This window comes from Undibacterium cyanobacteriorum, assembly GCF_031326225.1.
Taxonomy (GTDB): Bacteria; Pseudomonadota; Gammaproteobacteria; order Burkholderiales; family Burkholderiaceae_D; genus Undibacterium; species Undibacterium cyanobacteriorum.
In genome coordinates this window covers 2,406,224-2,432,439 of sequence record NZ_CP133720.1, presented here as the reverse complement: position 1 = coordinate 2,432,439, position 26,216 = coordinate 2,406,224, and the positions used below count along the sequence as shown (strand labels likewise).

Here is a 26,216-nt window from a genome sequence, read left to right as displayed (position 1 = left end):
TTCTGCTGCTTCAAATGCCATCAATCGCAACGCTGTAATCTACGCTTGAGGAGGTACAATAAGCATTTATGCATCTAGCTCTGGTTATGCCAGAGAATTCTGAGAACATCTATGCGCGGTTTAAGCTGGATCCAAATTCGAAATCTTGTTCATTTTGCGCACCGTCGCTTGCAAGAAGTGCGCTTACCGCAGGTTGCTGGCAGCCTGACGTTTACCACAGTGCTTGCTTTGGTTCCTGTACTCACGATTGCTCTGGCGATACTCACAGCATTCCCTCTCTTCACCGATTTTAAGACCTCACTTGAAGCCTACTTTACGCAAAGTTTGATGCCGAAATCGATCTCGTCATCAATCCTTGGCTATCTCACGCAGTTCGCCACCAAAGCGACGCGCTTATCTGCAGTTGGTGGCGTCGCCCTGATGTTTACGGCGGTGGCGACCATGGCGATGATCGATAAGACATTTAATCAAATCTGGCAAGTGAAACGCTCCCGTCCTTTGGCGCAGCGTGTGGTGGTGTATTGGGCGATTGTCACCTTGGGGCCGGTCTTGATCGGTCTCTCAATTAGCGCGACTTCGTTCCTCTTTACTGCGACGACCGATGTGACCAAGTCGATGCCAATACTTGGTGCTGTTTTTTACACTTTATTTTCGGTGGTTCTCACCACTGGGGCCTACACTTTGCTTTATTTAGTAGTACCGAATCGATCTGTGGATTGGCGGGATGCTGCGTGGGGTGGTTTTTTTGCTGCCGTGGTTTTTGAGATTGCGAAGCGTTTGTTTGCGATTTTCATTAAGCAATTCCCAACCTATACGGTTATTTACGGTGCCTTGGCGGCGATTCCCATTTTTCTCATTTGGATTTATTTGTCTTGGCTGATTACCTTAATCGGTGCAGTCATTACGGCATCTCTGCCTGTGGTGAAGTACGAGCGATGGTGGCATGTGCCAGTAGCCGGAAGTGCCTTTGAAGATGCTATGGCGGTGTTGCGAGTATTGGTGCTGGCTCGTAACTCAGATGCCAATGCCGCGATCGACACGCTCAGTATTCGGTCCCGTACGCGCTTCGGTATTGATGAGATTGAAGGCATTCTTTCTAAGATGGTCGAACAGGGTTGGGTCGGGCGTGTTGTGCTTGATGCGCCAACCAGCGTGCGACGTCGTCTGTGGAGTAAGAATGATAGCAGGGGAGATCGTTGGATTCTCATTATGAATCCAGCAGCCTTATCCTTAGCCGATGTGTATCGATTGTTTGTGTTTGATACGCGTAGCAATTCTGCTTTGGCGCGCCAGGTTCACTTAGTGTTGGAACAAGGCTTGAATGAAAGTTTGTTCGACTATTTCCTCGATCGTAACCACGATGCTCATCTTGAGCAGGTCGCATAATCGCTTAAGATACGACTGAACTATCTGTACGATTTTCGGCTTTCCTAAGATTCTTTACGTTTTCGTCGTTCTGGCGCGACAGCTGCTATTCAAAAACACTCTTGAATAGATGCACTTGGATCGTTTAGACGCGGTCGCGATTCCAATTTTCATAAAAATCCTTGCAAAAGGTGGCGTATTCTCGCATCGTGAAAAAGTAATTTCATAATGCGGAATTTGTTGATGTGCTGCCGCACATTTCCGTTTCACTGGAAGGAAAATCATTTCGTATCATGGAATGAAGACTGTAACTATCTGATTTGTAGGTAAAAAATATTTCTCCTATGTCTTATATAAGACATTGTTGCGCTGCAAGGTTTGTCCTACTATATATCCCAAGGACGAACACTTTTTAACTTGTTAATCACTGCAGCACTCTTTTAGGAGAATGACCATGACACAGCAACTGACACGCGAACAACAAATCGCTGAAATTCAAAAAGACTGGGATACCAATCCGCGTTGGAAAGGTATCAAGCGTAACTACACAGCGGAAGACGTGGTGCGTTTGCGTGGTTCTTTGCAAGTCGAGCACACTCTGGCAAAACGTGGTTCCGAAAAATTATGGAACTTGGTTAATAATGAGCCGTTCATTAACGCACTTGGTGCTTTGACGGGTAATCAAGCAATGCAACAGGTTAAAGCGGGTCTGAAAGCGATCTACTTGTCCGGATGGCAGGTGGCTGGCGATGCCAACGTCGCTGGTGAAATGTATCCGGACCAATCTTTGTATCCAGCGAACTCAGTTCCTTTGGTTGTGAAACGTATCAACAATACATTGACGCGTGCAGATCAAATCCAATGGTCCGAAGGCTCTGGTGATGTTGACTTCTTTGCGCCGATTGTCGCAGATGCTGAGGCTGGTTTCGGTGGTGTTTTGAATGCTTTTGAATTGATGAAGGCCATGATTGAAGCTGGTGCTTCTGGCGTGCACTTCGAAGATCAATTGGCTTCTGTGAAAAAGTGTGGCCACATGGGCGGTAAGGTTTTGGTGCCAACACGTGAAGCTGTTGAAAAATTGAACGCAGCTCGTCTTGCTGCTGATGTGATGGGTACACCAACAGTTTTGTTGGCACGTACTGATGCAGAAGCTGCTGATTTGTTGACATCTGACATCGATGATAACGACAAGCCGTTCTTGACTGGTGAACGTACCGTTGAAGGTTTCTACAAGACGAAACCAGGTCTGCAACAATCGATCTCTCGTGGTCTTGCTTACGCTGAATATGCCGACATGATTTGGTGTGAAACTGGTAAGCCAGACTTAGCGTTTGCAAAAGCGTTTGCAGATGCAATTCACGCGAAGTTCCCAGGCAAATTGCTGGCATATAACTGCTCGCCAAGCTTCAACTGGAAGAAAAACTTGGATGACGCAACGATTGCGAAATTCCAAAAAGAATTGGGTGCGATGGGCTATAAATTCCAATTCATCACTTTGGCAGGCTTCCACGCTTTGAATTACGGTATGTTCAATTTGGCTCATGGCTACGCTCGTCGTCAGATGTCCGCATTCGTAGAGTTGCAAGAAGCAGAATTCGCTGCTGCGGAGAAGGGCTTTACCGCAGTGAAGCATCAGCGCGAAGTGGGTACAGGTTACTTCGATGCTGTGACACAAGTGATTCAGCAAGGTCAATCTTCGACAACCGCATTGCATGGATCGACCGAAGACGAACAATTCTTCGACTCGAAAAAAGTTGCGTAAGAATTAGGGAGTAGCTGCGGAGGAGAAAAATAAGCCGGCTTAAGGATGTAAGCTGAGCTGGTCAATATGCAAAAAGGTGCTACGGCACCTTTTTGCTTTTCCGTGAACCATTTTTAAAATCAGGATATCGATTGATCTATCTTGAAACTTGGGCCTCATTCCGCCGCCCGGAGTTTTGACTTTCACTTCATCATCCAAAACTCAGCTATGATGATATTTTGTATTGTCGTATGCTTGATGGAGAGGGATGTGGCTCAACGAACAAGGATTAAAATTTGCGGCATTACCCGTGAAGAAGATTTACGTGCGGTGGTCGAGGCTGGTGCAGATGCCCTAGGCTTCGTGTTTTATCCACAGAGTCCGCGTTTTGTTGATGGTGATCGAGCGGCACATCTACTCGCTGACTTGCCACCGTTTGTGACTTCGGTGGGGCTCTTCGTGAATGCAGAGTCGAGTTTTGTTGAATCGGTTGTCGAACGAGCACCGATACAAGTGTTGCAATTTCATGGTGATGAGTCTGTCGAAACGTGTCAGATGATTGCAGAGCGGGTCAAGCGCCCATTTCTGCGTGCTTTCCGCGTGAAACCTGACACAAGCGCACAAGATTTGTTAGAATATGAGGCATCTTATCGAGCAAATAGTCCATTGTTTCAAGGGCTGCTTCTTGATACTTTCGTCGATAGTTTCGGTGGTAGTGGAAAGGTTTTTGATTGGTCTCTCATCCCAAAAGAGCTCGCGCCTCGGGTCGTTTTAAGTGGTGGCTTGAGCGTACAAAACGCGACTGACGCTGTACAACAAGTACGGCCGTTTGCGGTCGACATCAGTAGTGGTGTCGAGCTGTCAAAAGGGATTAAGGATCCGGCTAAGGTGCAAGCATTCATTCATGCTGTGCGGACAGCGGATCACATCAATTAAAACACTTTTTCATGAAGAGTTCATATGAAAACCGAGGCTTCCTCTCTCGGTGCTGCACACGTCTCAGGTGTTGGCACTGACGTCCAAAGTTTATCCAATCGCGACGCAGTTCCCTTATTTCACGCGAAGAATTACGCTTATCCCGATACCCGTGGTCACTTCGGTATTTTTGGCGGTAGTTTTGTTTCTGAAACACTGACGCACGCTTTGAATGAGTTGAAAGAAGCATACGCAAAGTTCCAACAAGATCCGGAGTTCCTGCGCGAATTCCGTTATGAGTTGAAGCATTTTGTGGGGCGCCCATCGCCGATCTATCATGCGAAACGCTGGTCGGAGCAGCTTGGTGGCGCACAAATATATTTTAAGCGCGAAGATCTCAATCACACTGGCGCGCACAAGATCAATAATGTGATTGGCCAAGCATTGTTGGCAAAGCGCATGGGTAAACCACGCGTGATCGCAGAAACCGGCGCCGGACAACATGGCGTTGCAACGGCCACGATTTGCGCACGTTTTGGTTTGGAATGCGTGGTCTACATGGGCGCAGATGACGTCAAACGACAGGCGCAAAATGTCTATCGTATGAAGTTGTTGGGTGCTACTGTCGTGCCAGTCGAATCGGGTTCCAAGACTCTGAAAGATGCACTCAATGAAGCGATGCGCGACTGGGTCGCGAATGTTGATAACACCTTTTACATCATTGGTACCGTCGCCGGACCGCATCCCTATCCAATGATGGTGCGAGACTTCCAATCCGTGATTGGCGAGGAATGCTTATGGCAGATGCCCGAAATCGCAGGGCGCCAGCCTGACGTCGTCGCAGCTTGCGTCGGTGGTGGCTCAAATGCGATGGGAATTTTTTATCCATACATTGATCAAACTGAGGTTCGTTTGGTTGGCGTTGAAGCGGCGGGTGAGGGCTTGGAAAGTGGTAAACATTCCGCGTCCTTGACTGCGGGTTCACCTGGCGTTTTGCATGGTAATCGTACTTACATCATGCAAGACGAGAATGGACAAGTCATCGAGACGCACTCGGTTTCAGCTGGTCTCGATTATCCTGGTGTTGGCCCTGAGCATGCTTGGTTAAAAGATTCGGGACGCGCGCAATATGAGACCATCACTGATGAAGAAGCCCTACAAGCTTTCCATGATTGTTGCCGTATTGAGGGCATTATTCCTGCGTTGGAATCGAGTCATGCCTTAGCGTATGCAGCCAAGTTGGCAGCGAGCCTTCGGCGCGACAAAATTGTGCTCGCGAACTTATCTGGACGTGGCGACAAAGATATGCACACTGTCGCTGAACGTGCTGGTTTGAAGTTCTAAATAAGTTCAAGCCAAGACCGGGTTGGATTTTGGTCTTGGCGCTTCACAGTTTTTTTGCGGGGCAAATGCAGGTGTCGTTGCAGATGTAGTTGCAGATGCAAATGCCTGTGTAAGGGGATGCTGCTGAAAGCAAAACCCTCTTGCTAGCCCCGAACATTCAAAGGTAAATCATGTCTCGTATTCAAACATGTTTAGATGCGTTGGCGCAGGCTCAACGTAAAGCATTGATCCCATTCATCACAGCAGGTGATCCATCTCCAGAATTGACTTTGGAGTTAATGCATGGACTCGTCGCGGGTGGCGCAGATATTATCGAACTCGGCATTCCGTTTTCTGACCCGATGGCGGATGGTCCGGTTATTCAACGTGCCTCCGAGCGCGCGCTCTTGAAGGGTGTCGGACTGCGACAAGTGCTAGCCATCGTTGCCGCATTTCGGGAACGCAATCAAACCACGCCTGTGGTGTTAATGGGATACGCTAATCCTATTGAGCGTATGGGGCAAGCCGCCTTTATTGATACGGCAAAAACCGCGGGCGTCGATGGCGTTTTGGTTGTTGATTACCCGCCCGAAGAGTGCGAAGAATTTGCCGCGCAGATGCATGCGGCGCAAATGGATACCATCTTCTTGCTTGCACCAACTTCAACCGATGAGCGGATTGCGCAAGTCGGGCGGATCGCCACGGGCTATGTGTACTATGTGTCACTGAAAGGTGTGACTGGTTCCGGTGCACTTGATGTGGATGCGGTGGGTGCCATGATTCCGCGCATTAAACAATCCGTCAAAGTGCCGGTGGGTGTGGGGTTTGGTATTCGTGATGGGGCGACGGCAAAAGCGATTTCCTCGGTGGCTGATGCGGTTGTGATCGGTTCACGCATCATTCAAGAAATTGAAAGCGCACCCGAGGGGGCGGTTGTTTCTTCTGTTCAAGGCTTTATTGCAGAAATCAGAACTGCTTTGGATAGTTGAGTTTAGGAAGGGTAATCTTACGATTTCATTGCTAAGATTGCTATGAAATAGGGCTTTTCTCTGCCTTCGAGGTCGCAATTGGCGCTGAAATAGAATAGAATACGCGCCAATTGCAGCATTCTTGGAGTCGATGCCGCTCGTTTGATGATGGAAACTCATCAAAATGCACAGAGGAGAGAACCATGAGTTGGTTAGAAAAATTACTTCCCCCACGTATTCAACGTTCCGAGACGGCAAACCGCCGCTCGATGCCAGAAGGTCTCTGGGTTAAATGCCCATCATGCGAAGCGGTTTTATATCGTTCCGATCTCGAAGCAAATGTTCATGTTTGCTCAAAGTGCGATCATCATCTGCGCATAAGTGCCCGTGAGCGTTTAGATGCCTTGCTGGATACTGGTGGCCGTTATGAGATTGGTCACGAAGTGCTGCCAGTCGATACTCTGAAATTTAAAGACAGTAAGAAATATCCAGAACGCTTGAAAGAGGCGATGGATAGTACTAATGAAACCGATGCTCTGGTGGTAATGGGTGGTTCCATCATGTCGATGCCGGCAGTTGTCGCATGCTTTGAGTTCGGCTTCATGGGCGGCTCGATGGGCTCTGTGGTCGGAGAGCGTTTTGTGCGTGGTGTGCAAACTGCGCTCGAGCAAAAGACACCATTTATCTGCTTTACCGCAACCGGTGGCGCACGTATGCAAGAAGGCTTGTTGTCCTTGATGCAAATGGCAAAGACGACCGCGATGTTGACCAAGCTCACAGAGAAGAAATTGCCTTTTATCTCCGTGTTGACAGATCCAACCATGGGTGGTGTTTCTGCGTCTTTCGCATTCATGGGTGATGTGGTGATTGCGGAACCGAAGGCGCTCATCGGATTTGCAGGTCCTCGCGTGATCGAAAATACAGTCCGCGAAAAGCTCCCAGAAGGCTTCCAGCGCGCTGAATTTTTGTTGCAAAAAGGTGCGGTAGATATGGTGGTTGACCGCCGCAAACTGCGTGAAGAATTAGCCAGATTGATGGCCTTGTTGCAGAATCAACCAGCAGAAGCGGTATCGTAAGTTGAAGTGGTTTAAGAAGCCTGAAGTGCTTGCCAAAATGGCAGAGCTTCAGGCTTTTTTCATATCTATTTTCCGTCTACAAAGTAAGATTCATGAATTTATCTGAATGGCTGGCTTTGCTTGAAAAGCGCCATAGCAAAGAGATCGATATGGGCCTCGCGCGCGTGGCTCAAGTGAAACAAAGCCTTGGTTTGAAATTCTCTTGCCCCGTGATCATGGTCGGCGGTACCAACGGTAAAGGCTCGACTTGTGCGATGCTGGAATCGGTATTGCTGCAAGCTGGTTATCGCGTGGGTCTCTATATCAAACCGCATTTCCTCGACTTCAATGAACGCGCGCGCTTGAATGGAGTGCCAGCTAATGATGCCTTATTGGTGTCAGCCTTCGAGAAAGTTGAAGCCGCGCGCGGTGATATTTCCCTCACGTACTTTGAATTTACGACCTTGGCGATCTGCCTTTTGATGTCACAAGAAACGCTAGACGTGGTGATACTCGAAGTTGGGCTCGGTGGTCGTCTAGATGCGGTCAATGTGATTGATGCCGATGTGTCTATCGTTACCAGCGTCGATATTGATCACACCGATTACCTTGGTGATACTCGTGAATTGATCGGATTTGAGAAAGCAGGCATCTTCCGTGCAGGTAAGGTGGCGATCTGCAGCGATCCGCAACCACCGCAAACATTGATTGATCACGCTAATGCGATTGGCGCTGACTTGCGTTTGTTTGGCCGTGATTTCAACTATAACGGTGACAAGCAACAATGGAATTATGGCGGTCGTGAACAACGCCGCAATTCTTTAGCTTACCCCGGCCTGCGCGGCGCGAATCAATTGTTGAACGCTTGTGCCGTTCTTGCGGCGCTAGAGGCTTTGCGCTTTCAATTGCCAGTAGGGGCGCAAGAGGTGAGAACCGGCTTGGTGATGGTGGAATTGCCGGGGCGTTTCCAAGTCATGCCGGGACGTCCGGTGGTCGTACTGGATGTCGCGCACAATCCACATGCGGCTGGAGCGCTTGCACAAAACCTCGATAACATGGGCTTTCATGCGTATACCTACGCCGTGTTTGGTTCCATGCAAGATAAAGACATTGATGGCGTGCTAGCACATATGAAAGGTCGCATTGATCATTGGTGTGTTTGCGATTTGCCATTGCCACGCGCAGCAAGTGCAGAAGAGTTAGCGGTGCGCTTAGAAGCAGCGGGCGTGACGAATGACGCTGAACATAGTGTACAAAAATTCATTTCTCCGGAGGATGCCTACATGTTTGCGGTGAGTAAAGCGGGGGAAAATGATAGAATAGTGGTCTTCGGATCGTTTTTGACAGTCGCAGGTGTCATGCGTGCAAGACGAACGAAAACCCATTAAGACGTCGCGTTACCAACGTACTTCAAGAATGCTGTCAGGATCGAGCCATATTGTGAGCGATCGTGGCTGAGAATTGAGAACTTAAGACACCTGTTATGAGCCTGGATACGCTATTTAAGCAGAAAAAGCAGGAAGCAACCGAGGCGGTTGATGATGGCGAGTTTCGCTCCCGTGCTGAACAAAGCATTGGCGAAGAGGTCGACGCTGTCAAACCAAATAAGCTGAATCGTCTCAATAAACGTGCAAACAATCCGCGTCGTCGCAATGAGGAAGAAGTCCAACTACCGGAAAAGAAGCGCGCTCGTCGACGTCTTATTGGCGCGATTGCCTTGGTGTTGGCGGCGGTGATTGGTTTGCCGATGATTTTTGAATCGGAGCCAAAGAGTAGCGCCCCGACTATCGCGATTGAAATCCCGTCGAAGGATGCAAACAACACACTGCAGGTCAAAGAGGTCGCTCGACCAGTCGCAACTCCTGTTTCCGCGGCAGCCTCTTCAGTCAACACAGCCTCAATAAATCCTGTCGCGCCACAATCAATCGATAAGAACGAAGAAGTCATATCTCCAGCGGCGACTAATCCACAAACGAATACCAAGAACGATAGCAAACCATTAGTAGAAACATCGATCGCGAAAGTTGATACTGCGAGTAAGCCTGTCAGTTCGATCGCAGTGAATACGGCTGCCAATGCCAAACCAGAAAACTTGCCAAAACCAGCAGAGGCTAGCAAAAAGTCAGAAGTCAAAGTGGATCAGAAGGCCGAAGTTAAACAGGACCTTAAGCAAGACCATAAACAAGAAACGAAAAAGGACAACAAGGATGAAGCTGCGCGGGCCTTAGCTCTTCTTGAGGGGCGCGATGCTGGTGACAAAGATAACAAGCAGAATAAAACTGCTGCAGCCGATAAAGCATCAGCTAAACCTGCTGGAAGTTTCTCAGTGCAAGTTGCTGCGATGAGTTCGCAAGCCAAGATCAAAGAACTTCAAGCAAAATTGAAGGCGGCTGATATTCAAACTTATACGCAAAAAATCGTCACTGATAACGGCGAGGTGATACGTATTCGCGTGGGACCATTTAATTCCAAAGCAGAAGCCGAAAAGATGCAAAAGAAATTGGTGAAGCTAGGTTTGAATGGCAGCTTGATTCCGCACTGAGTCGCCGTGAACTGATTCGCAAATGTCGAATGGTTCAAGAACCTAGTGTCCGGCTATTGGATGCGAGGTGAATGCTTTAATGTTGTAAAAAAAATGGTGTCAGAAAAAGTGGTGTCAAAAAAAGGTTTCGAGAATTCAAAGAGAAGAACGTGACGCTATTCGATTACATTGTCATTTTCGTTTTATTGTGTTCGATTGTGATCAGCACTTTGCGCGGCCTGATCAAAGAGATTTTGTCCTTGATTAGTTGGATCGTTGCCTTGGTGGTTGCAAACGCGTTTGGCGCTAGTCTTGCGGATTGGTTACCCAACGTCATCCCAGGGCAGTTGACGCGCATGATCGTCGCCTTTCTTGCTTTGTTTATCGGCGTACGCTTACTGATGGCGCTCTTGATGAAAGCGGTTGACGCAATGATCAAGGCCAGTGGATTAAGTTTGGCAGATCGTGGTTTGGGCGGCCTATTTGGCTTGGCTCGCGGTTGTGTGATTGTGATGACAATGGTGCTTGTGTGTGGCATGACGGCGATTCCTCAACAAGCGTTTTGGAAAGATGCAATTCTAAGTCCAGTCGCCGTCAGTGCTGTGCAAACGGTGATGCCGTTTTTGCCGGGGTCAATTACGCAACATGTAAAGTTCTAGTGATCGATGCTGTACCAGCTCCGCGCTAGAGCAGAATGAAAAGTTTTTTGTTGTTGGTTTTTCCTGAGTTTGGATGCTTGGGTTCGTTCTTAATTTTTGTTTTTTAGGAGTCCACCATGTGTGGCATCGTCGGCGTAGTTTCAAAAAATCCTGTTAATCAACTCATCTATGACGCACTGCTGTTACTGCAGCACCGTGGTCAAGATGCGGCTGGTATCGCTACTAGTCATGGCAATAAATTTGCGATGCATAAAGCTAATGGCTTAGTGCGTGACGTGTTCCGCACGCGCAACATGCGTTCTTTGCCGGGCAATATTGGTATCGGTCAAGTGCGCTACCCAACCGCGGGTTCAACCAGCGAAGAAGAAGCGCAGCCATTTTATGTCAACGCACCGTTTGGCATCGTATTGGCTCATAACGGTAATTTGACGAATGCTGCTGACTTAAAAGTGGAACTGTTCAAGAATGACTATCGTCATCTGAATACGGATTCGGACTCCGAAGTGTTGCTGAATATTTTGGCGCATCAAATTCAAGAAGTCGTCAGCGGTTATTCACTTGATCCTGCTTCTTTGTTCCGAGCAGTGGCGATGTTGCATCGCCGTGTTCGTGGTTCCTACGCGGTGGTCGCGCAAATTGCGGGTTACGGTATGCTGGCTTTCCGCGATCCGTTCGGTATTCGTCCTTTGTGTATCGGTACTGCGCAAACGGATAATGGTATCGAATACATGTTGGCGAGTGAGTCAGTTGCTTTGGAAGGTACAGGATTTAAGTTCGAACGTGACGTCGCTCCTGGTGAAGCGATTTTCATTGATCTCGATGGCAAGATGTATGCTGAACAATGCGCCGAAAGTCCGAGCCTGAATCCTTGTGCATTTGAGTATGTGTATTTGGCTCGCCCTGATTCAACGATTGACGGCGCTTCGGTCTATCAAACGCGTCTGCATATGGGTGAGTATTTGGCTGACAAGATTCGTCGTGAGTTTTCTCATGGTGATATCGACGTTGTGATGCCAATTCCAGATTCATCCCGTCCGTCCGCAATGGAGCTTGCTGATTCTTTAAATTTGGATTATCGCGAAGGCTTCATTAAGAATCGCTACATTGGCCGTACATTTATGATGCCAGGTCAAGCTATTCGTAAGAAGTCTGTGCGTCAGAAATTGAATGCGATCGCTTCTGAGTTCAAAGGCAAGAATGTTTTGTTGGTCGACGACTCCATCGTGCGTGGTACGACTAGTCGCGAAATCGTGCAGATGGCACGTGAGTCTGGCGCCCGTAAGGTGGTATTCGCTTCCGCAGCGCCACCAGTGCAGTTCCCGAACGTCTATGGTATCGATATGCCGACACGTAGCGAGCTGATTGCTTATGGTCGTACGCAAGAAGAAATCTGCCGCGAAATTACGGCTGACGCTTTGGTCTACCAAGATGTAGCGGATATGAAGCGTGCAATTGCAGCGGTGAATCCAACATTGAAGAGTATCGAAGCTTCATGCTTTGACGGCTATTACATCACCGGCGACGTGACGCCAGATTATTTGGATCGTCTGGAAGCAGTACGCAATGGTTCCCGTTCCGATAAAGAAGACATGGTACGTTCTCAATTGAATTTGAACCTATCCAACAATAATGACTAAAACTTGATCGCCGAAACATGCTTTCGCCTTCAATGATGAATCGACTAAAGCCATCTTCGGATGGCTTTTTTTATGCTCCTTTGATTTGAGCCTTGTCATGACAAATGTCATATCAAATTGATGTTAGTTGCATCTTTGAAATGGGATTAAAGCGGCGCATACTTCATGCACATTTGAATTGTTTTGAGTGAGGTGAGGCGATGTCATCGGTGCTATTGGAAGTCCAGGATGTTTGTAAGCGATACGGTGAGCGAGAGGCGCTCTCTGGTGTGAGTTTGTCTGTGCAAAAAGGACAGACTTTAGGATTGCTGGGGCCGAACGGCGCGGGCAAATCGACACTTGTGAGTGCGATTTGTGGCTTGATTCGAATTGATCGTGGCAATATTGCTTTGCATTATTCAGAAGCGGGCGCGAAAAATGCCGACAGCAAAAAATACATTGGTCTTGTGCCACAAGATTTGGCCTTGTTCGAAGACCTGAGTGCCAACGAGAATCTAAGCTTGTTTGGTGGATTGTATGGATTGTCCGGTAAGGACTTACAAACGCGCATTCAATCTGCGCTTGAGTTGGTAAGCCTCGCCGACCGTGCCAAAGATAAGCCATCAGACTTTTCTGGTGGTATGAAGCGGCGCTTAAATATCGCAGCGGCGATGCTACACGACCCCGAACTGCTGATACTTGATGAGCCTACCGTGGGTGTCGATCCACAGAGTCGAAATGCAATCTTCGACGCGCTAGAGGTGCTAAAAGCGCGTGGCAAATCTTTGATTTACACCAGTCACTATATGGAAGAAGTCGAGCGCTTAGCCGACCACTTAGTCATTATTGATCATGGAAAAGTCATCGCGAACAGTAGTCCCGCAGAACTCTATCAACGATTGCCTGCTCAGGCGGCTCTGAATTTTGAGCTAGCACAAGCTCTGGCGCCTGAACAGAAGAACGCGTTGCTAGCGATGCCGGGCGTGATGGCATTGGAATTAGCCTCTTCGGCATGCACTGGCGCTCTCCGTCTACAAGATCAAGATCATGCGTTTGCTTGTCTTCAGTATCTCCAACAACAAGGACATCAACTTTTGTACTTTGCGACTGCCAAGGCGAAATTGGAAGAGGTTTTCTTGACTTTAACCGGCCGTAGTTTGCGCGACTAGATCCATCATTGGGATCAGTCCGAACATGTAAAAGATAAGTGATTGGAGTTGAATTATGAGTACGAAAATAGCCATCCTCGCATTAATACGCAAAGATGTATTACTGTTTTTAAAGGATAAGCGGGCTTTGTTTTTGAGTCTGGTGATGCCGGTTGTTCTCGCAGCATTTTTTGGTTTTTTGACCGGTGGTAATGGAGGTAAGGAAGCGGCGAAAATTAAGATTGCAGTGATCATGGAAGATCAGCATGCAACTAGTCAGAAGATTCTCGTAGGCCTAAAGAGCGAAGCCACCCTTGAAGTCTTGGAGTTCAGTCTAGAACAAGCGCAAGAACAGGTGAGAAAAGGTAAATTGGCAGTCGCTGTTCAGATTCCTAAAGGATTTGGTCAAGCTGCAGGTGATGCTCTTTTTGGTGCAGGAAAGAAGGCGGATTTACCCTTGCTCTATGATCCTTCGCAGAGCACGACTTTGGCCATGGTTAAAGGTATTTTGACTCAACAAGTCATGCAAGTCGTCAGTGCCGAAATGTTCAATGGTCGCGCGGGTAGTGATCTGGTCGAACGTGGTTTGACACAATTAGAGGGCGGGGCAGCTTTGAGCAATGAGCAAACGCAACTAAAGGATTTTTTGCGTAGCGTGCAGCGATATCAACAACGCGCATCCATTCAACAGGAAACGACCGCATCGAATTCAGCTGGCGCAACGTCAGCACCTTCCACTGGTGGGCTGGCAATGCCGTTTGTGACGACAGATACACCGGTCGTTGCGAAAGATTCCTTGGAAGCGAAATACAATGGCTTTGCTCATTCCTTCGCGGGCATGATTGTGCAATTTGTTTTGTTCATGGCGATCGATGTTGGTGTTGGCGTTTTGATGGTGCGCAAGATGGGAATCTGGAATCGCATGTTGGCTGCACCGCTTAGTGTCAATACCATTATTACAGCGCGCATGTTGTCGAGTGCTTTGATCGCCGCTGCTTTAACTTGCACCATATTTGTGATTGCGATGTTGGTGTTTGGGGTGAAGATTTTAGGCAGCATTCCCGGCTTTTTTGCGATCGTGCTGGGCTTTTCTTTGATGACCGCGAGTTTTGGTTTGTTGATTGCAGCATTTGGGAAAACACCAGAAGCGGCTCGCGGGATTTCAATTTTTGCGACGTTGGTTATGGTCATGCTCGGTGGTGCTTGGTTGCCGTCTTTCTTATTTCCAGCGTGGTTGCAACAGGTCACCGTCATGATACCGACTCGGTGGGCGGTTGATGGTTTCGATGCGATGACCTGGCGCGGTTTGGGGCTTGATGCAGCACTGCCTTGCGCCGGAGCCTTACTTGTTTTCGCGGCCGTGTTTTTTGGTTTGGCACAGTGGAAGTTTCGCCGTATTCAAGACGCAATGTAATCGTTTGGGATTGATACAGAGCTTGTGCGAGTAACATGATGAAGAAGTTTGTTTCATTTCTATACAAATCTCTTCGCCCAGCTCGCGCTTGAGAGGGAACGAAGTACCTATAATGCTGTCATTAACATTGTTCGTGCTTAAGTAGTGTGTTTGCTTATTGGTTGCGAATGAGCACGAATGAGTACGAATGTGACGTTTGCCCATTCGTTTCGTCAGCCTAATCGTTATTAATCCCTATGTTCCCTCAATTTCGCCTTCATCCTCTTGCATTCTCTTTAGTCGCGGCTAGCGTAATTGCGCAACCCAGCTTTGCACAATCAGAGCCCCAAAAAACGCAACAAGAACAAGAGGGAGAAAAGAAGTCGACTGAGCAAACGCCTGCGAAAGGTATTAAACAAGAAAATCGTCGTCGTTTGTCGCAAACCCAAAACGCGCCTGCTCCAGCCAGTGATGGTGTACAAAAAGTGACAGTGAACGGGGCTAAGCAAACCGACGTCGATCAGCGCCGCAATTCCATCGCTGGCAAAATCATCATCGGACGCGAAGAGCTCGACCGCGATGGCGACTCCACAGTGGGCGAGATTTTAAAACGTCTTCCTGGCGTCACGGCCGGTGGGCGCCCTGGGCGGGGTGGTGACATTCGTATGCGAGGTATGGGAAATGGCTATACCCAGATTCTGGTAAATGGAGAGCGCCCGCCACGCGGATTTTCAATGGAGTCTCTGGCGCCAGATCAGATCGAGCGCATCGAAATTATGCGTGGCCCTGTGGCGGAGTTTAGTACGCAAGCGATTGCGGGAACGATCAATATCGTTTTGCGCGAAGAATTTCATCCCAAAGACACGGATCTTAAAATTGCGCTGGGCGTTGAACAAGGTCGAGTGGCTCCGAATATTTCTATTACCTACCCAGGTCAATGGGATGCGCTGAATTATGCCTTGAGTGGATCAATTTCCCACAATGGCCAAGCAGATCAAGGCAGCACCCATAAGACTGAAGTGACTGATGCAGGTATTGTTCAACTGGTGCAAGATCAAATCGATCATACGCGACGATCATCGACGGGCATCCATCTCACGCCACGGTTTACCTATCGATTTGAGAATGGCGGCACCGTCAATTTTCAGCCATTCTTGATGAACAACCGTAGTCATTCAAATAGCGATATAAGTATTGAACAAACGCCGCAGATCATTGATCCCATCACTCAAAAGCCGCCAGTAGCACACGCATTTTCAAGTGGTAATTCTGAGTCGATGTTCGCACGCGCAAACCTTAATTATCAACACAAGTTCGAAGATACGTCGAAGCTAACTCTACGTTTGGGTGGCGGGGTTGGTCATTCTGATAGCAATAGTGTGCGTTCACAGTTTGATCGAACTGGAGTCCAACTCGACAATATGGTCGATGTCAATGATACGCGTGATACTTCGTGGACCAGTGGCGGTAAGTACACCATGCCATGGGGCGATCGTCAAAATCTGGCAACTGGGTGGGAGATCGAAAACAGTCATCGAAATCAAACTCGTACCTCTTTGAACAATGGACTCCCACAATTCATTGATTCTGGCGATAACTTAGAGGCCAACACGCGTCGTATGGCGGCCTACGTTCAGGATGAATTCGACATCAATGCCCAATGGTCGGCTTATGCTGGAGTGCGATGGGAGTCCATCCAAACGCACAGCACCAAAGCTAACTACGTGGTGAATAATTCAAGTAGCGTCGTCAATCCTATCGTTCACGCTGTGTATCGCATTCCAGACTGGGGTAAAGATCAAATTCGTTTAGGTTTAACGAGTAGTTATCGTGCGCCTAACTTGAACGACATCATCGCTGTGCCGACGATATCGCCATTGAATGGACCGACACGTCCAGATCGCAGTGGAAATCCCGATCTAAAACCGGAGTCTTCGCGTGGCATCGATATCGCATTTGAGCATTATCTAAAAAACGCTGGCATCATGAGCGTTAATCTTTTTGCGAGAAGCATTGATGATTTGATTCGTCGTCGCACTGTTCTTGTCAGCGGCAGCAATGGATCGCGTTGGGTTAATTCGCCGATCAATATCGGGCGTGCACTTGCGAAGGGTATTGAGCTTGAGGCGAAGTTTCCTTTGCAAGAGTTTTGGAGCGAAGGACCTGCGATCGATGTGCGTACCAACTTTAGTCGGTTTTGGTCGAATGTTGATGATGTTAAAGGTCCTAATAATCGCCTAGATCAACAGCCGACGATGACAGCGAATTTGGGGCTTGATTATAAAATGCAGGGGACGCCATTCAGTGCTGGTGGCAATATCAATTGGACGCCGGCTTATACGAATCAGGTAAGTGATACACAGACGGCATCGACGGGAGTCAAGAAGCAAATTGATGTTTATAGTTTGTGGCGCTTTTCGCCCAATCTCAAACTCAGGCTTTCGGCCAGCAATTTACAAGCAAATGACTTTGTTAATGGCAGTAGCTTGTATGTGAATGGCATCAATTATTTGCAAAGCAGTCGCTCACGTACTTACACGGTATTCAGTCTTCGCTTGGAAATGAAGCTCTAAGTGCCTGAAGTTTAGTTTGGCCGGATCTGCAGCTAGGCGCCGCAAGGAGTACAATACGCGTATTGTTTTCTTTTTGTGGCGCTCAGCATCATGCATCACCTTAACGTCGATCTACATTGTCATTCTACGGTTTCTGATGGAGTGTTTGCACCTGAAGTGGTCGCTGAGCGCGCCTTTACCAATGGAGTCCAACTGTGGGCTTTAACCGATCATGATGAAATTGGTGGAATTGCAAAAGCACGATCCGCTGCACACGATCTTGGCATGAAATATCTGACAGGCGTTGAAATCTCTGTCACTTGGGCGGGTAAAACAATTCACATCGTCGGACTCGGCTTCGATGAAAACAACCCTGATTTGCAAGCTGGTTTGCGGCAAACCCGTTCGGGGCGACAACAGCGCGCTGAAGAAATGGCGCATAGCCTTGCTCAAGCAGGTATCCCCGGGACCTATGCGGGAGCGCTTAAATATGTCGGAAACCCCGATTTGATTTCACGTTCACACTTCGCTCGTTACCTGGTCGAGGTTGGTGTTTGCCCAGACGTTTCTTCAGTGTTCAAATCCTATTTGGCGGATGGGAAGCCAGGTTATGTTCCTCATCGCTGGGCCAAATTATCAGATGCGGTGAAGTGGATCAAAAATGCCGGTGGGATTGCTGTGATTGCCCATCCAGGACGATACGATTTGAGCTTGATCGCCCATGATGAATTTCTGCAAGAATTCAAGCAATTGGGTGGTGAAGGCATTGAAGTTGTAACCGGCAGTCATACTCCAGATCAATATCTTGAATATGCCAAGATCGCGCAAGATTATGGATTTTTAGCTTCGCGCGGTTCGGATTTTCATGCTCCTGATGATCATTCCCCGGATCTTGGTCAATTGCCATCTTTGCCATCTCATTTGAATCCCGTGTGGGAGCGGTTTGCGCAGTTATTGGTTTGAACTGAACTCTCGTCTTGAATTCATCAAAATAAACTCCATATTCCGCCGCATGAGAGCATGTATTCTTGCTGATTGAGGAGGTTGAAATGGGGCGTATCTTTTTGTTAATTGCGACAAATATCGCAGTGATGCTGGTAATTAGTGTCGTCGTGTCTTTGCTCGGCGTTAATCGCTACTTAACAGCGAATGGTTTGAATCTGACGACACTGCTGATTTACTCGGCAGTGATAGGATTTACAGGCTCGATTATTTCTTTGTTGATGAGTAAATCGATGGCGATGTGGTCAACAGGCGCTCGCCTCATCAATCAACCGTCCAGTTCAACCGAGGCTTGGCTGGTGTCGACCGTGCAAACTCTGGCGCAGCGAGCGGGAATCGGAATGCCAGATGTGGCAATTTATAACGGTGAGCCGAATGCTTTTGCAACCGGCGCGTCTCGAGATTCTGCTTTGGTTGCGGTATCGACTGGCTTACTCGATTCCATGACCAAAGAAGAAGTCGAAGCAGTGTTGGGGCACGAAGTTGCGCACATCGCGAATGGCGACATGGTAACAATGACTTTGATTCAAGGCGTGGTGAATACTTTTGTCGTGTTTTTATCGCGCATTGCAGGCTATCTGGTGGATAGTTTCTTGTCGAAAGACGAAGAAAATCATCGCCCGGGAATTGGCTTTGAGATTGCAAGTTTCGTCTTCCAGATTTTGTTCGGAATTGGTGCATCTTTGATCGTTGCTTGGTTTTCAAGACGGCGTGAGTTCCGTGCAGATGCTGGGTCGGCACGATTATTGGGGCACAAACAACCAATGATCAATGCGTTAGCGCGATTGGGAGGTTTGCATCCAGGGGCTTTGCCGAGTGATTTGGCCGCAGCAGGTATCGGTGATGGTTCACAATTGAGTGCACTTTTTTCGACTCATCCACCGATGGAAGAGCGAATCCGCGCGCTACAAAATTTAAGATAAATTGAGTTGTTGGTTGGCGAGAAGAATTGTTTGCTGTTGCTCAGAGAAACGCGAAATCTTCTCGCAGAGATAGCGAAACTCGGCCCGATTTCTTTATAATCGGGCCATGAGCCAATTTTTTCAAATACATCCTGACAATCCGCAACTCCGATTAATTAAACAAGCGGTGCAGATTGTGCATCAAGGCGGCATTGTCGCTGTTCCAACTGATTCGTGCTATGCCTTAGTCTGTCATCTTGATGATAAGGAGGCGGTCACGCGTTTAAGGCGCATTCGTGGGGTCGATGAAAAGCATCATTTGACCTTGTTGTGTCGTGACCTTTCGGAAATCGCCCAATATGCGAAGGTCGATAATCGACAATATCGCATGTTAAAAGTGGCCACTCCTGGTCCCTATACTTTCATTTTGGAAGCGACCAAAGAGGTACCTCGTCGCTTGAGCCATCCTTCACGCAAAACGATAGGCTTGCGTGTTCCTCAAAATAATATTGTGGATGCCTTGCTCGATGAGCTTGGACAACCACTGTTGGGAACAACTTTGATTTTGCCGGGAGATGAAGAGGCCTTGACTGATCCTGAAGAAATTCGTGAGCGACTTGAGAAATTGATCGATTTGGTGATTGATGGTGGAGCTTGTAGTTTGAATCCAACCACGGTGATTGATATGACGTCGGACGAGCCCGAGTTGATTCGCCAAGGGCGCGGCGATGTTGCTATCTTTGGGCTCTAAATTGATTGAAGTTGCTCAGACAATGGATCAGGCGGTATCACCGTGGTTACTTCGACAGCAGCCTCACATTCATGGTAAAACAGGATTGGCGCTTGATCTCGCATGTGGGGCAGGGCGCCATTCGCGTTATTTGAGTGCGCTTGGCTTTCAGGTCATCGCCGTTGATCGAGATTCGGCTTCATTCGCTGAGCTGACTCGCTTAAACATAAACTGTATCCAATGTGATCTGGAGGGTTCGTTAAAAGGCTATCGCTGGCCATTTCGCGACGAGTGTTTTGATCTGGTCGTGGTGACGAACTACTTACATCGACCGTTATTCTCTTCCATTTTCGCTTCGATAAAGCTCGGTGGTGTTCTGATTTACGAAACATTCTCCGATGGACATCAAAACTTCGGGCGCCCGAAAAATCCTCATTTTTTATTGAAGACGGATGAGCTGTTGGAGCGATGTCAGGCGGGGTCTGATAGCCGTGGTTTTCAATGTCTTGATTTTGAACAGGGACAGGTCAACCGAAATGGTCCTGCAATCGTTCAGAGCATTTGCGCGCGTCGCATCATTTAGCCTTCAGTCGAGATTTTTTTACCTCAAAATCGGCCGCCGAAGCGCTAACAACATTTCTTTCAATTAACAGTGCATGTGTAGCCCAGACCAGTCTTGCCTCATCTTCCCCGCCTTAAAGGGATGTCCGCCTCAAATCCCTCTATTTTCCTAGTAAATATCTGGGATTCTGTTACTCAGCAAGAGACTGTTCCGCTACAATATGCGCTTTCATTTTGACACTCACTAACATGACAAAGATTCAAGGAAGTCTGGTCGCGATCGTGACCCCAATGCACCCTGATGGTAGCCTCGATGTTCCAAGCTTAAAGAAGCTTATCGATTGGCATATTGCTGAAGGGACCGATGGTATTGTGATCGTTGGAACGACTGGTGAGTCGCCGACTGTGAGCGTCGAAGAGCACTGCGAACTCATTCGCATTGCGGTTGAACATACTGCAAAACGTATTCCGATTATCGCTGGTTCTGGCGGTAATTCAACGGCTGAGGCGATTGCATTGACGCGCTTTGCAAAAGAAGCCGGTGCGGATGCATCCTTGCAGGTAGTTCCTTATTACAATCGTCCGACCCAAGAGGGTATGTACCAGCACTTTAAAACGATTGCTGAAGCGGTTGATATCCCAATTATTTTGTACAACGTTCCCGGTCGTTCAGTGGCTGATATGTCAAACGAGACCATGCTGCGTTTGTCGAAGGTGCCAGGGATTATCGGCGTCAAGGAAGCAAGCGGTAATATTGCCCGTGATATCGAGTTATTGCGTATGGTTCCTGAAAGCTTCGCCATTTATTCTGGTGATGATGCGACAGCAATCGCCTTGATGGCACTCGGTGGCAAGGGAAATATTTCTGTCACTGCCAATGTCGCGCCGCGAGCAATGCATGAAATGTGCAAAGCAGCGATGAATGGTGATTTGGCGACTGCAAAAGCGATTAATAATAAGCTTCTTTCTCTACATGCAAAGCTCTTCATAGAGCCTAATCCAGTGCCGGTAAAATGGGCTTTGACTGAAATGGGAATGATTCCGCCAGGAATTCGTTTGCCATTAGTTAGCCTTTCTACCCAATATCATGATATTGTTCGTTCCGCATTACGTGAAGCGGAATTGCTCGGTTGAAGAATTTGACACTGTGCCTCAGCATTCCTCGCTTCGATGCGCGGTAATTGATTACAACTCGTAGGAATTTTCACATGGTTAAAAGCGTAGTTGCGAATAAGAAGTTGGTTCGTGCAATGGTTTGGGCTGGCGTTATTGGAGTTGCTGGTGCCACTACAGGATGTACCTTTACTGGTAATCTGACAGAGAATCGGGTTGATTACCGTAGTGCTGCTAAGGCAAAAACAGTCTCTTTGGAAGTGCCACCTGATTTGACTCAAATTCGCCGTGATAGCCGGTTTTCTATCCCAGAAAACGATCAAGGTAGTGCGACAGCCTCCTCCTATCTTCAGCAGCGCGGCGGTGGTGTGGTCAGTACAGCGAGTGGCGTGGTTGCTCCTAATCAGTTGAAAGATGCAAGAATTGCACGTGATGGTTCGCAGCGCTACTTGGCCGTGAAAGGGAGCCCAGAGCTTATTTGGCCTATTCTGAAAGATTTTTGGCAAGACAATGGATTCTTGATCAATGTCGAAAATGAATCGACTGGCGTGATGGAGACGGACTGGGCGGAAAATCGCGGCAAGATTCCTCAGGATATGATTCGCGCCACATTGGGTAAAGTGTTTGATTCACTGTACTCCACGGGTGAGCGCGACAAGTTCCGTACTCGCGTAGAGCGTGGTGCTAATGGTGAAGTTGAGGTCTATATCAGTCACCGCGGTGCTCAAGAAATTTACACAGGTATGCAGAAAGACACGACAGCGTGGACTTCTCGTGCAAATGATCCCAGCCTTGAAGCTGAATTCTTATCTCGTTTGATGATACGACTTGGCTCTGATGCGCCGAAAGCAAAAGCGCAGATCGCCGCGACGACAAACGATGCTCAAGTGCAGTCGAATGTCGCTCCACGCTCGCAGTTGCTGACCTTGAATGATCTGTACTATTTGCAAACTGATGAAGGCTTTGATCGTTCATGGCGTCGTGTTGGTTTGGCATTAGATCGTATTGGTTTCACCATCGAGGATCGCGATCGCTCTAAAGGTTTGTATTATGTCCAATACATCGATCAAGATATTGATGCTAAGAAAAAGGGCGCAAGTGAGGGATTCTTTGCCAAACTCTTCTCTTGGGGCTCTAGTGAAACTGCTAAAGATGGTCAAAAGTACCGTATTTTGGTGAAGGAAAGTGGCGATGTCAGCCATGTGACAGTGCATGGTGAAGATGGTAAGGTTTCAGCAACACCAGTGGCACAGAAGATCCTTAAAGTATTGAATGAACAGTTGAAGTAATTGTTCATTGCATAAAAACAAAAAAAGGCAGATATTAATCTGCCTTTTTTGTTTTTCCTGCGGATCTTGTCCTATCCAAATTTATTCGACTCAGTATTCGTTACATGAATTTGAGCGGGATGCATTTGTAAAGGATACAAAAAAAGCCGGTCTAGGACCGGCTTTTCTTGGAAGTAATGAAAATTACTTAGATGCTGCGGAAGCTGCTGCTTCAGCTGCTGGAGCTGCTGCTGGTGCAGATGCGCCAGATGCTGCTGCGTCGGCTGCTGGTGCAGATGCTGGAGCTGCTGCAGCAGATGCTGGAGCTGCTTCAACAGAAGCGGATGCAGAAGCGGATGCAGAAGCTTCTTCTTTCTTACCGCAAGCTACCAAAGCTACTGCCAACAAGGAAACGAGCAAAAGTGATTTTTTCATGTTTTTACTTTCAATAAATAGATCTAAAAAAACAACAAACTTGCGATGAATAATTACCGGTAATTATCGCTCAATAGGTTAAGCCGTCGGTTGAAAATCTAATTGAATGCCAAGCCTACGAAACTTTCCCAACCGCGAATTATAATGAGTTTTCTGGCAATCGAATATACCTGATGAGAATTTTTTCCAAAAAAATGAACTAAATTTGTGATTTACAGATCATTTCTTCTAATCTTCGTTGTTTCGTGATCAAAAAAGTGACTGCAAAGGCCAATTTTTTCATTTCAATTGTAGTGTTTCCTTCATTTTGCTTTGATTTCCAACCAGCCATCCTCATACCAAATACAGAACGCTTCCATCACATCTTCAGATGCTTCTTGTAGTTGCTCGCCGCTAAGTTGGCGTTGATTCGCTAACAGGCTCAGAATCCCTTTGTCGCGTGCACCAACCGAGAAGGATTCACCATTGATGAAGATGTGCTTTCCGTTGTAGAGCATTTGTGACTTCAAATTCAGTCGTACACCATTTTTGAGAGCCGCTTGCGTGAACCGTTTAGGTGTCAGAACTGGCTCTGGGGAATCGAAAAAGACCGAGGCTTTGGGTTCTGTCAGGTATTCACCCAGAAATATCGTCATGTCATTTTTTGAGAAACGAATTTTCTCGAGTTCACCGATGACTTGCTCTAACATTGCCGAACTAATTTCGGCTGGATTTTTCGGTGGTTTGAGATCAGGATCGGCATAGCGGCCGGGCAGCTCTATCGTATCCACCATGAATTGCAAGAATCCTTCACCAAGCTCTTGGAAGGACGGTGTACGGAAGCCTATCGAATAGGTCATGCACTCGCCAATCGCAATTCCATCGTGGGCATAATGCGGTGGCAAATAAAGCATGTCACCCGGTTCTAAAACAAACTCTTGTTCACACACGAAATTGCGTAAGATCTTTAGCGGCATGCCTTCGATCAGTGTCAGATCTTTTTGTGCGCTGATGCGCCAACGTCGTTGACCATGTGCTTGCAACAGAAATACATCATAAGAATCGAAGTGTGGTCCGACACCGCCGCCGTCGCGGGCATAACTGATCATGAGGTCATCGAGACGGGCATCTGGTGCAAATCGGAATTGTCGAAGTAACTGATCGGCTTTCTCTTGATGCAAATTGACGCCTTGCACGAGCAGTGTCCAATCTTTCTTTTGCTTAAGCGGTATTTTCGATATTGGACCATGTTGCATGTCCCAATGATTATCGAACGAACAAATTAATCGCGATTCGACATCGTCACGAGCAGCCATTTCAAACAGTTCTTCTGGGCTGAAGAGGGCTTTAAAGTCGGGAATGGCTTGGCGAATCAAAAGTGGCTTTTTTTGCCAATATGTCTTGAAGAATTCTTCTGCGGTGATGCCGCCAAGAAGTTCTAATGCGGTGGAGGATTTTTTCATGATGTCGATCGTAGAAGCAAAAACTTCCGGCAGGATAAAGCATACCGACACTCTGAGGAAGGTATAATGACTGCGCTAGCGCAAAAGATTGGAAATATTTAAGGAAATAGTATGAAAATTACCAAAGATACCGTGGTGACGGTCGAATACACTTTGTCCGATACACTCGGTAATCTGATTGAGGAAGGTCAGGAACCAATGGTGTATCTCCATGGAGGATACGAAAACACACTTCCGAAAATCGAAGAAGCTTTGGATGGGCAGGCGGTTGGTTTTGATGATGTGATTCAGGTTGAGCCTGAAGATGCTTTCGGAGACTATGATGCCGAGCTGGTGAAGATTGAAGATAGATCTCGCCTGCCATCGCCGATCGAGGTTGGAATGCAATTCGAAGGTACGCCCGAAGAAAGTGAGGATGGTGACAGCATTATCTTTACGGTTACTGAAATTGCTGAAGATAAGGTCGTGCTTGACGGTAATCATCCTTTGGCGGGTATCGCCTTGCGATTTGCATTAAAGGTCGTCGATGTTCGTGCAGCGACAGCTGAAGAGATTGCGCATGGACATGTACATGGAGAGCACGGTCATCATCATGACGAAGATGATGAAGACGGAGAATTCCGTACCGTACATTTGCATTAATTCTTGATGATCGTTGCATGCGCAAGTTTCGCGGCGAGGCATTGTTAATGCAGTAGGATGTAAGAAATGGGCTCTGGGAAATCACTTTTCACAGAGCCTTTTTTATTGGGCTGATCGTTTCGATATCGACATTTATGATGAAAATCATTTGGCTTATTGTCGCGTTAATTTGTTTAGCGCTGCCGAGGCAGGCATCTTCGCAAGGCCGCAACAAACTTTGTCTTGCGCAGCCGAGTTGGGGGCAGGCGACTTATCTTAAACGTGTTGCCGTCGACGGACCAATCAGTAGTGCGGCGGAATGGCGTCGCTTCCAAGGTGTTGATTGGTTGATGCAGACCTTAGATGGCAAAGTCTCGATGATGCTTAGGCTGCCGAACGAGTATGTTTTAGTTGGTGCGCAACCAGGGTTCACGCCACAATATTTCGAATCGTTTGAGGCAGCAGTGGAGACTCCGATGTGGACTAACTCCGCGCCGAGTTTCAAAAAATACCGTGCACCCTGTGCATTACCGGAGGCTGAAAACATCGCTGTGAATGAGCAGGATCTGATTCAGGCGAGTCCAATTGGGCAAAAACAAGTGAAGTTTTTTGGCAGTCTGAAACGGGAAAGTTTGTTAGACAAGATCCGCGTGACTTATTCAATCGAGATACAAAGGGCCAACTCCGGTAGTACTGAAGAGCGCTTCCAAAGCCTGTACGGAAGTTGGGAGTTCCAGAAGCAACTAGACCTATTTCCCGTTGATTATGATATTCAAGGCTGGCGCCTGTACAAGGATGGAGTATTCGTTCATCAGATCAGTGCAGGCAACCCGTTTCCCATTGGACGTTTGGAACAGTTCAAAGCCATCAAGTGAAATTGATTTCC

23 protein-coding genes are annotated in these 26,216 nt (G+C 47.7%); 22 read left to right on the top strand and 1 reads right to left on the bottom strand.

Annotation, left to right across the window (positions count from 1 at the left end):
* The first annotated feature begins 111 nt into the window (after positions 1-111).
* The 20 genes from RF679_RS10195 to RF679_RS10100 all read left to right on the top strand — a co-directional run bounded on the left by RF679_RS10195 (position 112) and on the right by RF679_RS10100 (position 23,316).
* On the top strand, positions 112-1,386 hold the full coding sequence (locus tag RF679_RS10195) for a YihY family inner membrane protein (protein ID WP_309480533.1): 1,275 nt from the start codon (positions 112-114) through the stop codon (positions 1,384-1,386).
* Positions 1,387-1,819: 433 nt separating this feature from the next.
* The gene (gene aceA / locus RF679_RS10190) at positions 1,820-3,127 is read left to right on the top strand and encodes an isocitrate lyase (RefSeq protein ID WP_309480532.1); all 1,308 of its coding nucleotides are present in this window, start codon (positions 1,820-1,822) and stop codon (positions 3,125-3,127) included.
* Between the two features lie 249 nt (positions 3,128-3,376).
* Complete coding sequence (locus RF679_RS10185) at positions 3,377-4,042, top strand: phosphoribosylanthranilate isomerase (protein WP_309480531.1); 666 nt, start codon at positions 3,377-3,379, stop codon at positions 4,040-4,042.
* A gap of 24 nt (positions 4,043-4,066) precedes the next feature.
* Positions 4,067-5,365: a tryptophan synthase subunit beta gene (gene trpB, locus RF679_RS10180; RefSeq protein WP_309480530.1), complete on the top strand. Its 1,299-nt coding sequence runs from the start codon at positions 4,067-4,069 to the stop codon at positions 5,363-5,365.
* 170 nt (positions 5,366-5,535) lie between these two features.
* Entirely contained in the window at positions 5,536-6,333 is a 798-nt protein-coding gene (gene trpA, locus RF679_RS10175) for a tryptophan synthase subunit alpha (RefSeq protein WP_309480529.1), read from the top strand.
* 182 nt (positions 6,334-6,515) lie between these two features.
* Positions 6,516-7,388, top strand: coding sequence for an acetyl-CoA carboxylase, carboxyltransferase subunit beta (gene accD, locus RF679_RS10170; protein ID WP_309480528.1), 873 nt, complete (start codon positions 6,516-6,518; stop codon positions 7,386-7,388).
* Between the two features lie 92 nt (positions 7,389-7,480).
* On the top strand, positions 7,481-8,755 hold the full coding sequence (gene folC / locus RF679_RS10165; RefSeq protein WP_309480527.1) for a bifunctional tetrahydrofolate synthase/dihydrofolate synthase: 1,275 nt from the start codon (positions 7,481-7,483) through the stop codon (positions 8,753-8,755).
* 95 nt (positions 8,756-8,850) lie between these two features.
* Positions 8,851-9,909 (top strand): SPOR domain-containing protein, encoded by a 1,059-nt coding sequence (locus tag RF679_RS10160; protein ID WP_309480526.1) that lies wholly within the window; start codon positions 8,851-8,853, stop codon positions 9,907-9,909.
* A gap of 149 nt (positions 9,910-10,058) precedes the next feature.
* The gene (locus tag RF679_RS10155) at positions 10,059-10,547 is read left to right on the top strand and encodes a CvpA family protein (RefSeq protein ID WP_309480525.1); all 489 of its coding nucleotides are present in this window, start codon (positions 10,059-10,061) and stop codon (positions 10,545-10,547) included.
* Between the two features lie 116 nt (positions 10,548-10,663).
* Positions 10,664-12,184, top strand: coding sequence for an amidophosphoribosyltransferase (gene purF / locus RF679_RS10150; protein ID WP_309480524.1), 1,521 nt, complete (start codon positions 10,664-10,666; stop codon positions 12,182-12,184).
* A 200-nt stretch (positions 12,185-12,384) separates the two neighbouring features.
* Positions 12,385-13,332: an ABC transporter ATP-binding protein gene (locus RF679_RS10145; protein ID WP_309480523.1), complete on the top strand. Its 948-nt coding sequence runs from the start codon at positions 12,385-12,387 to the stop codon at positions 13,330-13,332.
* Between the two features lie 55 nt (positions 13,333-13,387).
* The gene (locus RF679_RS10140; RefSeq protein WP_309480522.1) at positions 13,388-14,725 is read left to right on the top strand and encodes an ABC transporter permease; all 1,338 of its coding nucleotides are present in this window, start codon (positions 13,388-13,390) and stop codon (positions 14,723-14,725) included.
* Positions 14,726-14,961: 236 nt separating this feature from the next.
* A complete protein-coding gene (locus RF679_RS10135; protein WP_309480521.1) occupies positions 14,962-17,277 on the top strand; it encodes a TonB-dependent receptor plug domain-containing protein in 2,316 nt (771 codons plus the stop codon).
* A gap of 90 nt (positions 17,278-17,367) precedes the next feature.
* A complete protein-coding gene (locus RF679_RS10130; protein WP_309480520.1) occupies positions 17,368-18,219 on the top strand; it encodes a 3',5'-nucleoside bisphosphate phosphatase in 852 nt (283 codons plus the stop codon).
* An 86-nt stretch (positions 18,220-18,305) separates the two neighbouring features.
* A complete protein-coding gene (htpX, locus tag RF679_RS10125; protein WP_309480519.1) occupies positions 18,306-19,181 on the top strand; it encodes a protease HtpX in 876 nt (291 codons plus the stop codon).
* Between the two features lie 106 nt (positions 19,182-19,287).
* Positions 19,288-19,911, top strand: coding sequence for an L-threonylcarbamoyladenylate synthase (locus RF679_RS10120; RefSeq protein WP_309480518.1), 624 nt, complete (start codon positions 19,288-19,290; stop codon positions 19,909-19,911).
* Entirely contained in the window at positions 19,901-20,473 is a 573-nt protein-coding gene (locus RF679_RS10115; protein ID WP_309480517.1) for a class I SAM-dependent methyltransferase, read from the top strand. Before RF679_RS10120 ends, RF679_RS10115 begins: the two co-directional genes overlap by 11 nt.
* A 227-nt stretch (positions 20,474-20,700) precedes the next feature.
* The gene (gene dapA / locus RF679_RS10110) at positions 20,701-21,585 is read left to right on the top strand and encodes a 4-hydroxy-tetrahydrodipicolinate synthase (protein ID WP_309480516.1); all 885 of its coding nucleotides are present in this window, start codon (positions 20,701-20,703) and stop codon (positions 21,583-21,585) included.
* A gap of 74 nt (positions 21,586-21,659) precedes the next feature.
* A complete protein-coding gene (gene bamC, locus RF679_RS10105) occupies positions 21,660-22,853 on the top strand; it encodes an outer membrane protein assembly factor BamC (RefSeq protein ID WP_309480515.1) in 1,194 nt (397 codons plus the stop codon).
* Positions 22,854-22,860: 7 nt separating this feature from the next.
* Positions 22,861-23,316, top strand: a complete 456-nt coding sequence (locus RF679_RS10100; protein WP_309480514.1) for a hypothetical protein — start codon at positions 22,861-22,863, stop codon at positions 23,314-23,316.
* 253 nt (positions 23,317-23,569) lie between these two features.
* On the opposite strand, the gene RF679_RS10095 is transcribed toward RF679_RS10100, so the two are convergent.
* Entirely contained in the window at positions 23,570-24,709 is a 1,140-nt protein-coding gene (locus tag RF679_RS10095) for a ribosomal protein uL16 3-hydroxylase (protein ID WP_309480513.1), read from the bottom strand.
* A 111-nt stretch (positions 24,710-24,820) separates the two neighbouring features.
* Between RF679_RS10095 and RF679_RS10090 the strand changes: the two genes are divergently transcribed.
* Positions 24,821-25,351, top strand: a complete 531-nt coding sequence (locus RF679_RS10090; RefSeq protein WP_309480512.1) for an FKBP-type peptidyl-prolyl cis-trans isomerase — start codon at positions 24,821-24,823, stop codon at positions 25,349-25,351.
* 134 nt (positions 25,352-25,485) lie between these two features.
* A complete protein-coding gene (locus RF679_RS10085) occupies positions 25,486-26,205 on the top strand; it encodes a hypothetical protein (protein WP_309480511.1) in 720 nt (239 codons plus the stop codon).
* Positions 26,206-26,216: the final 11 nt, after the last annotated feature.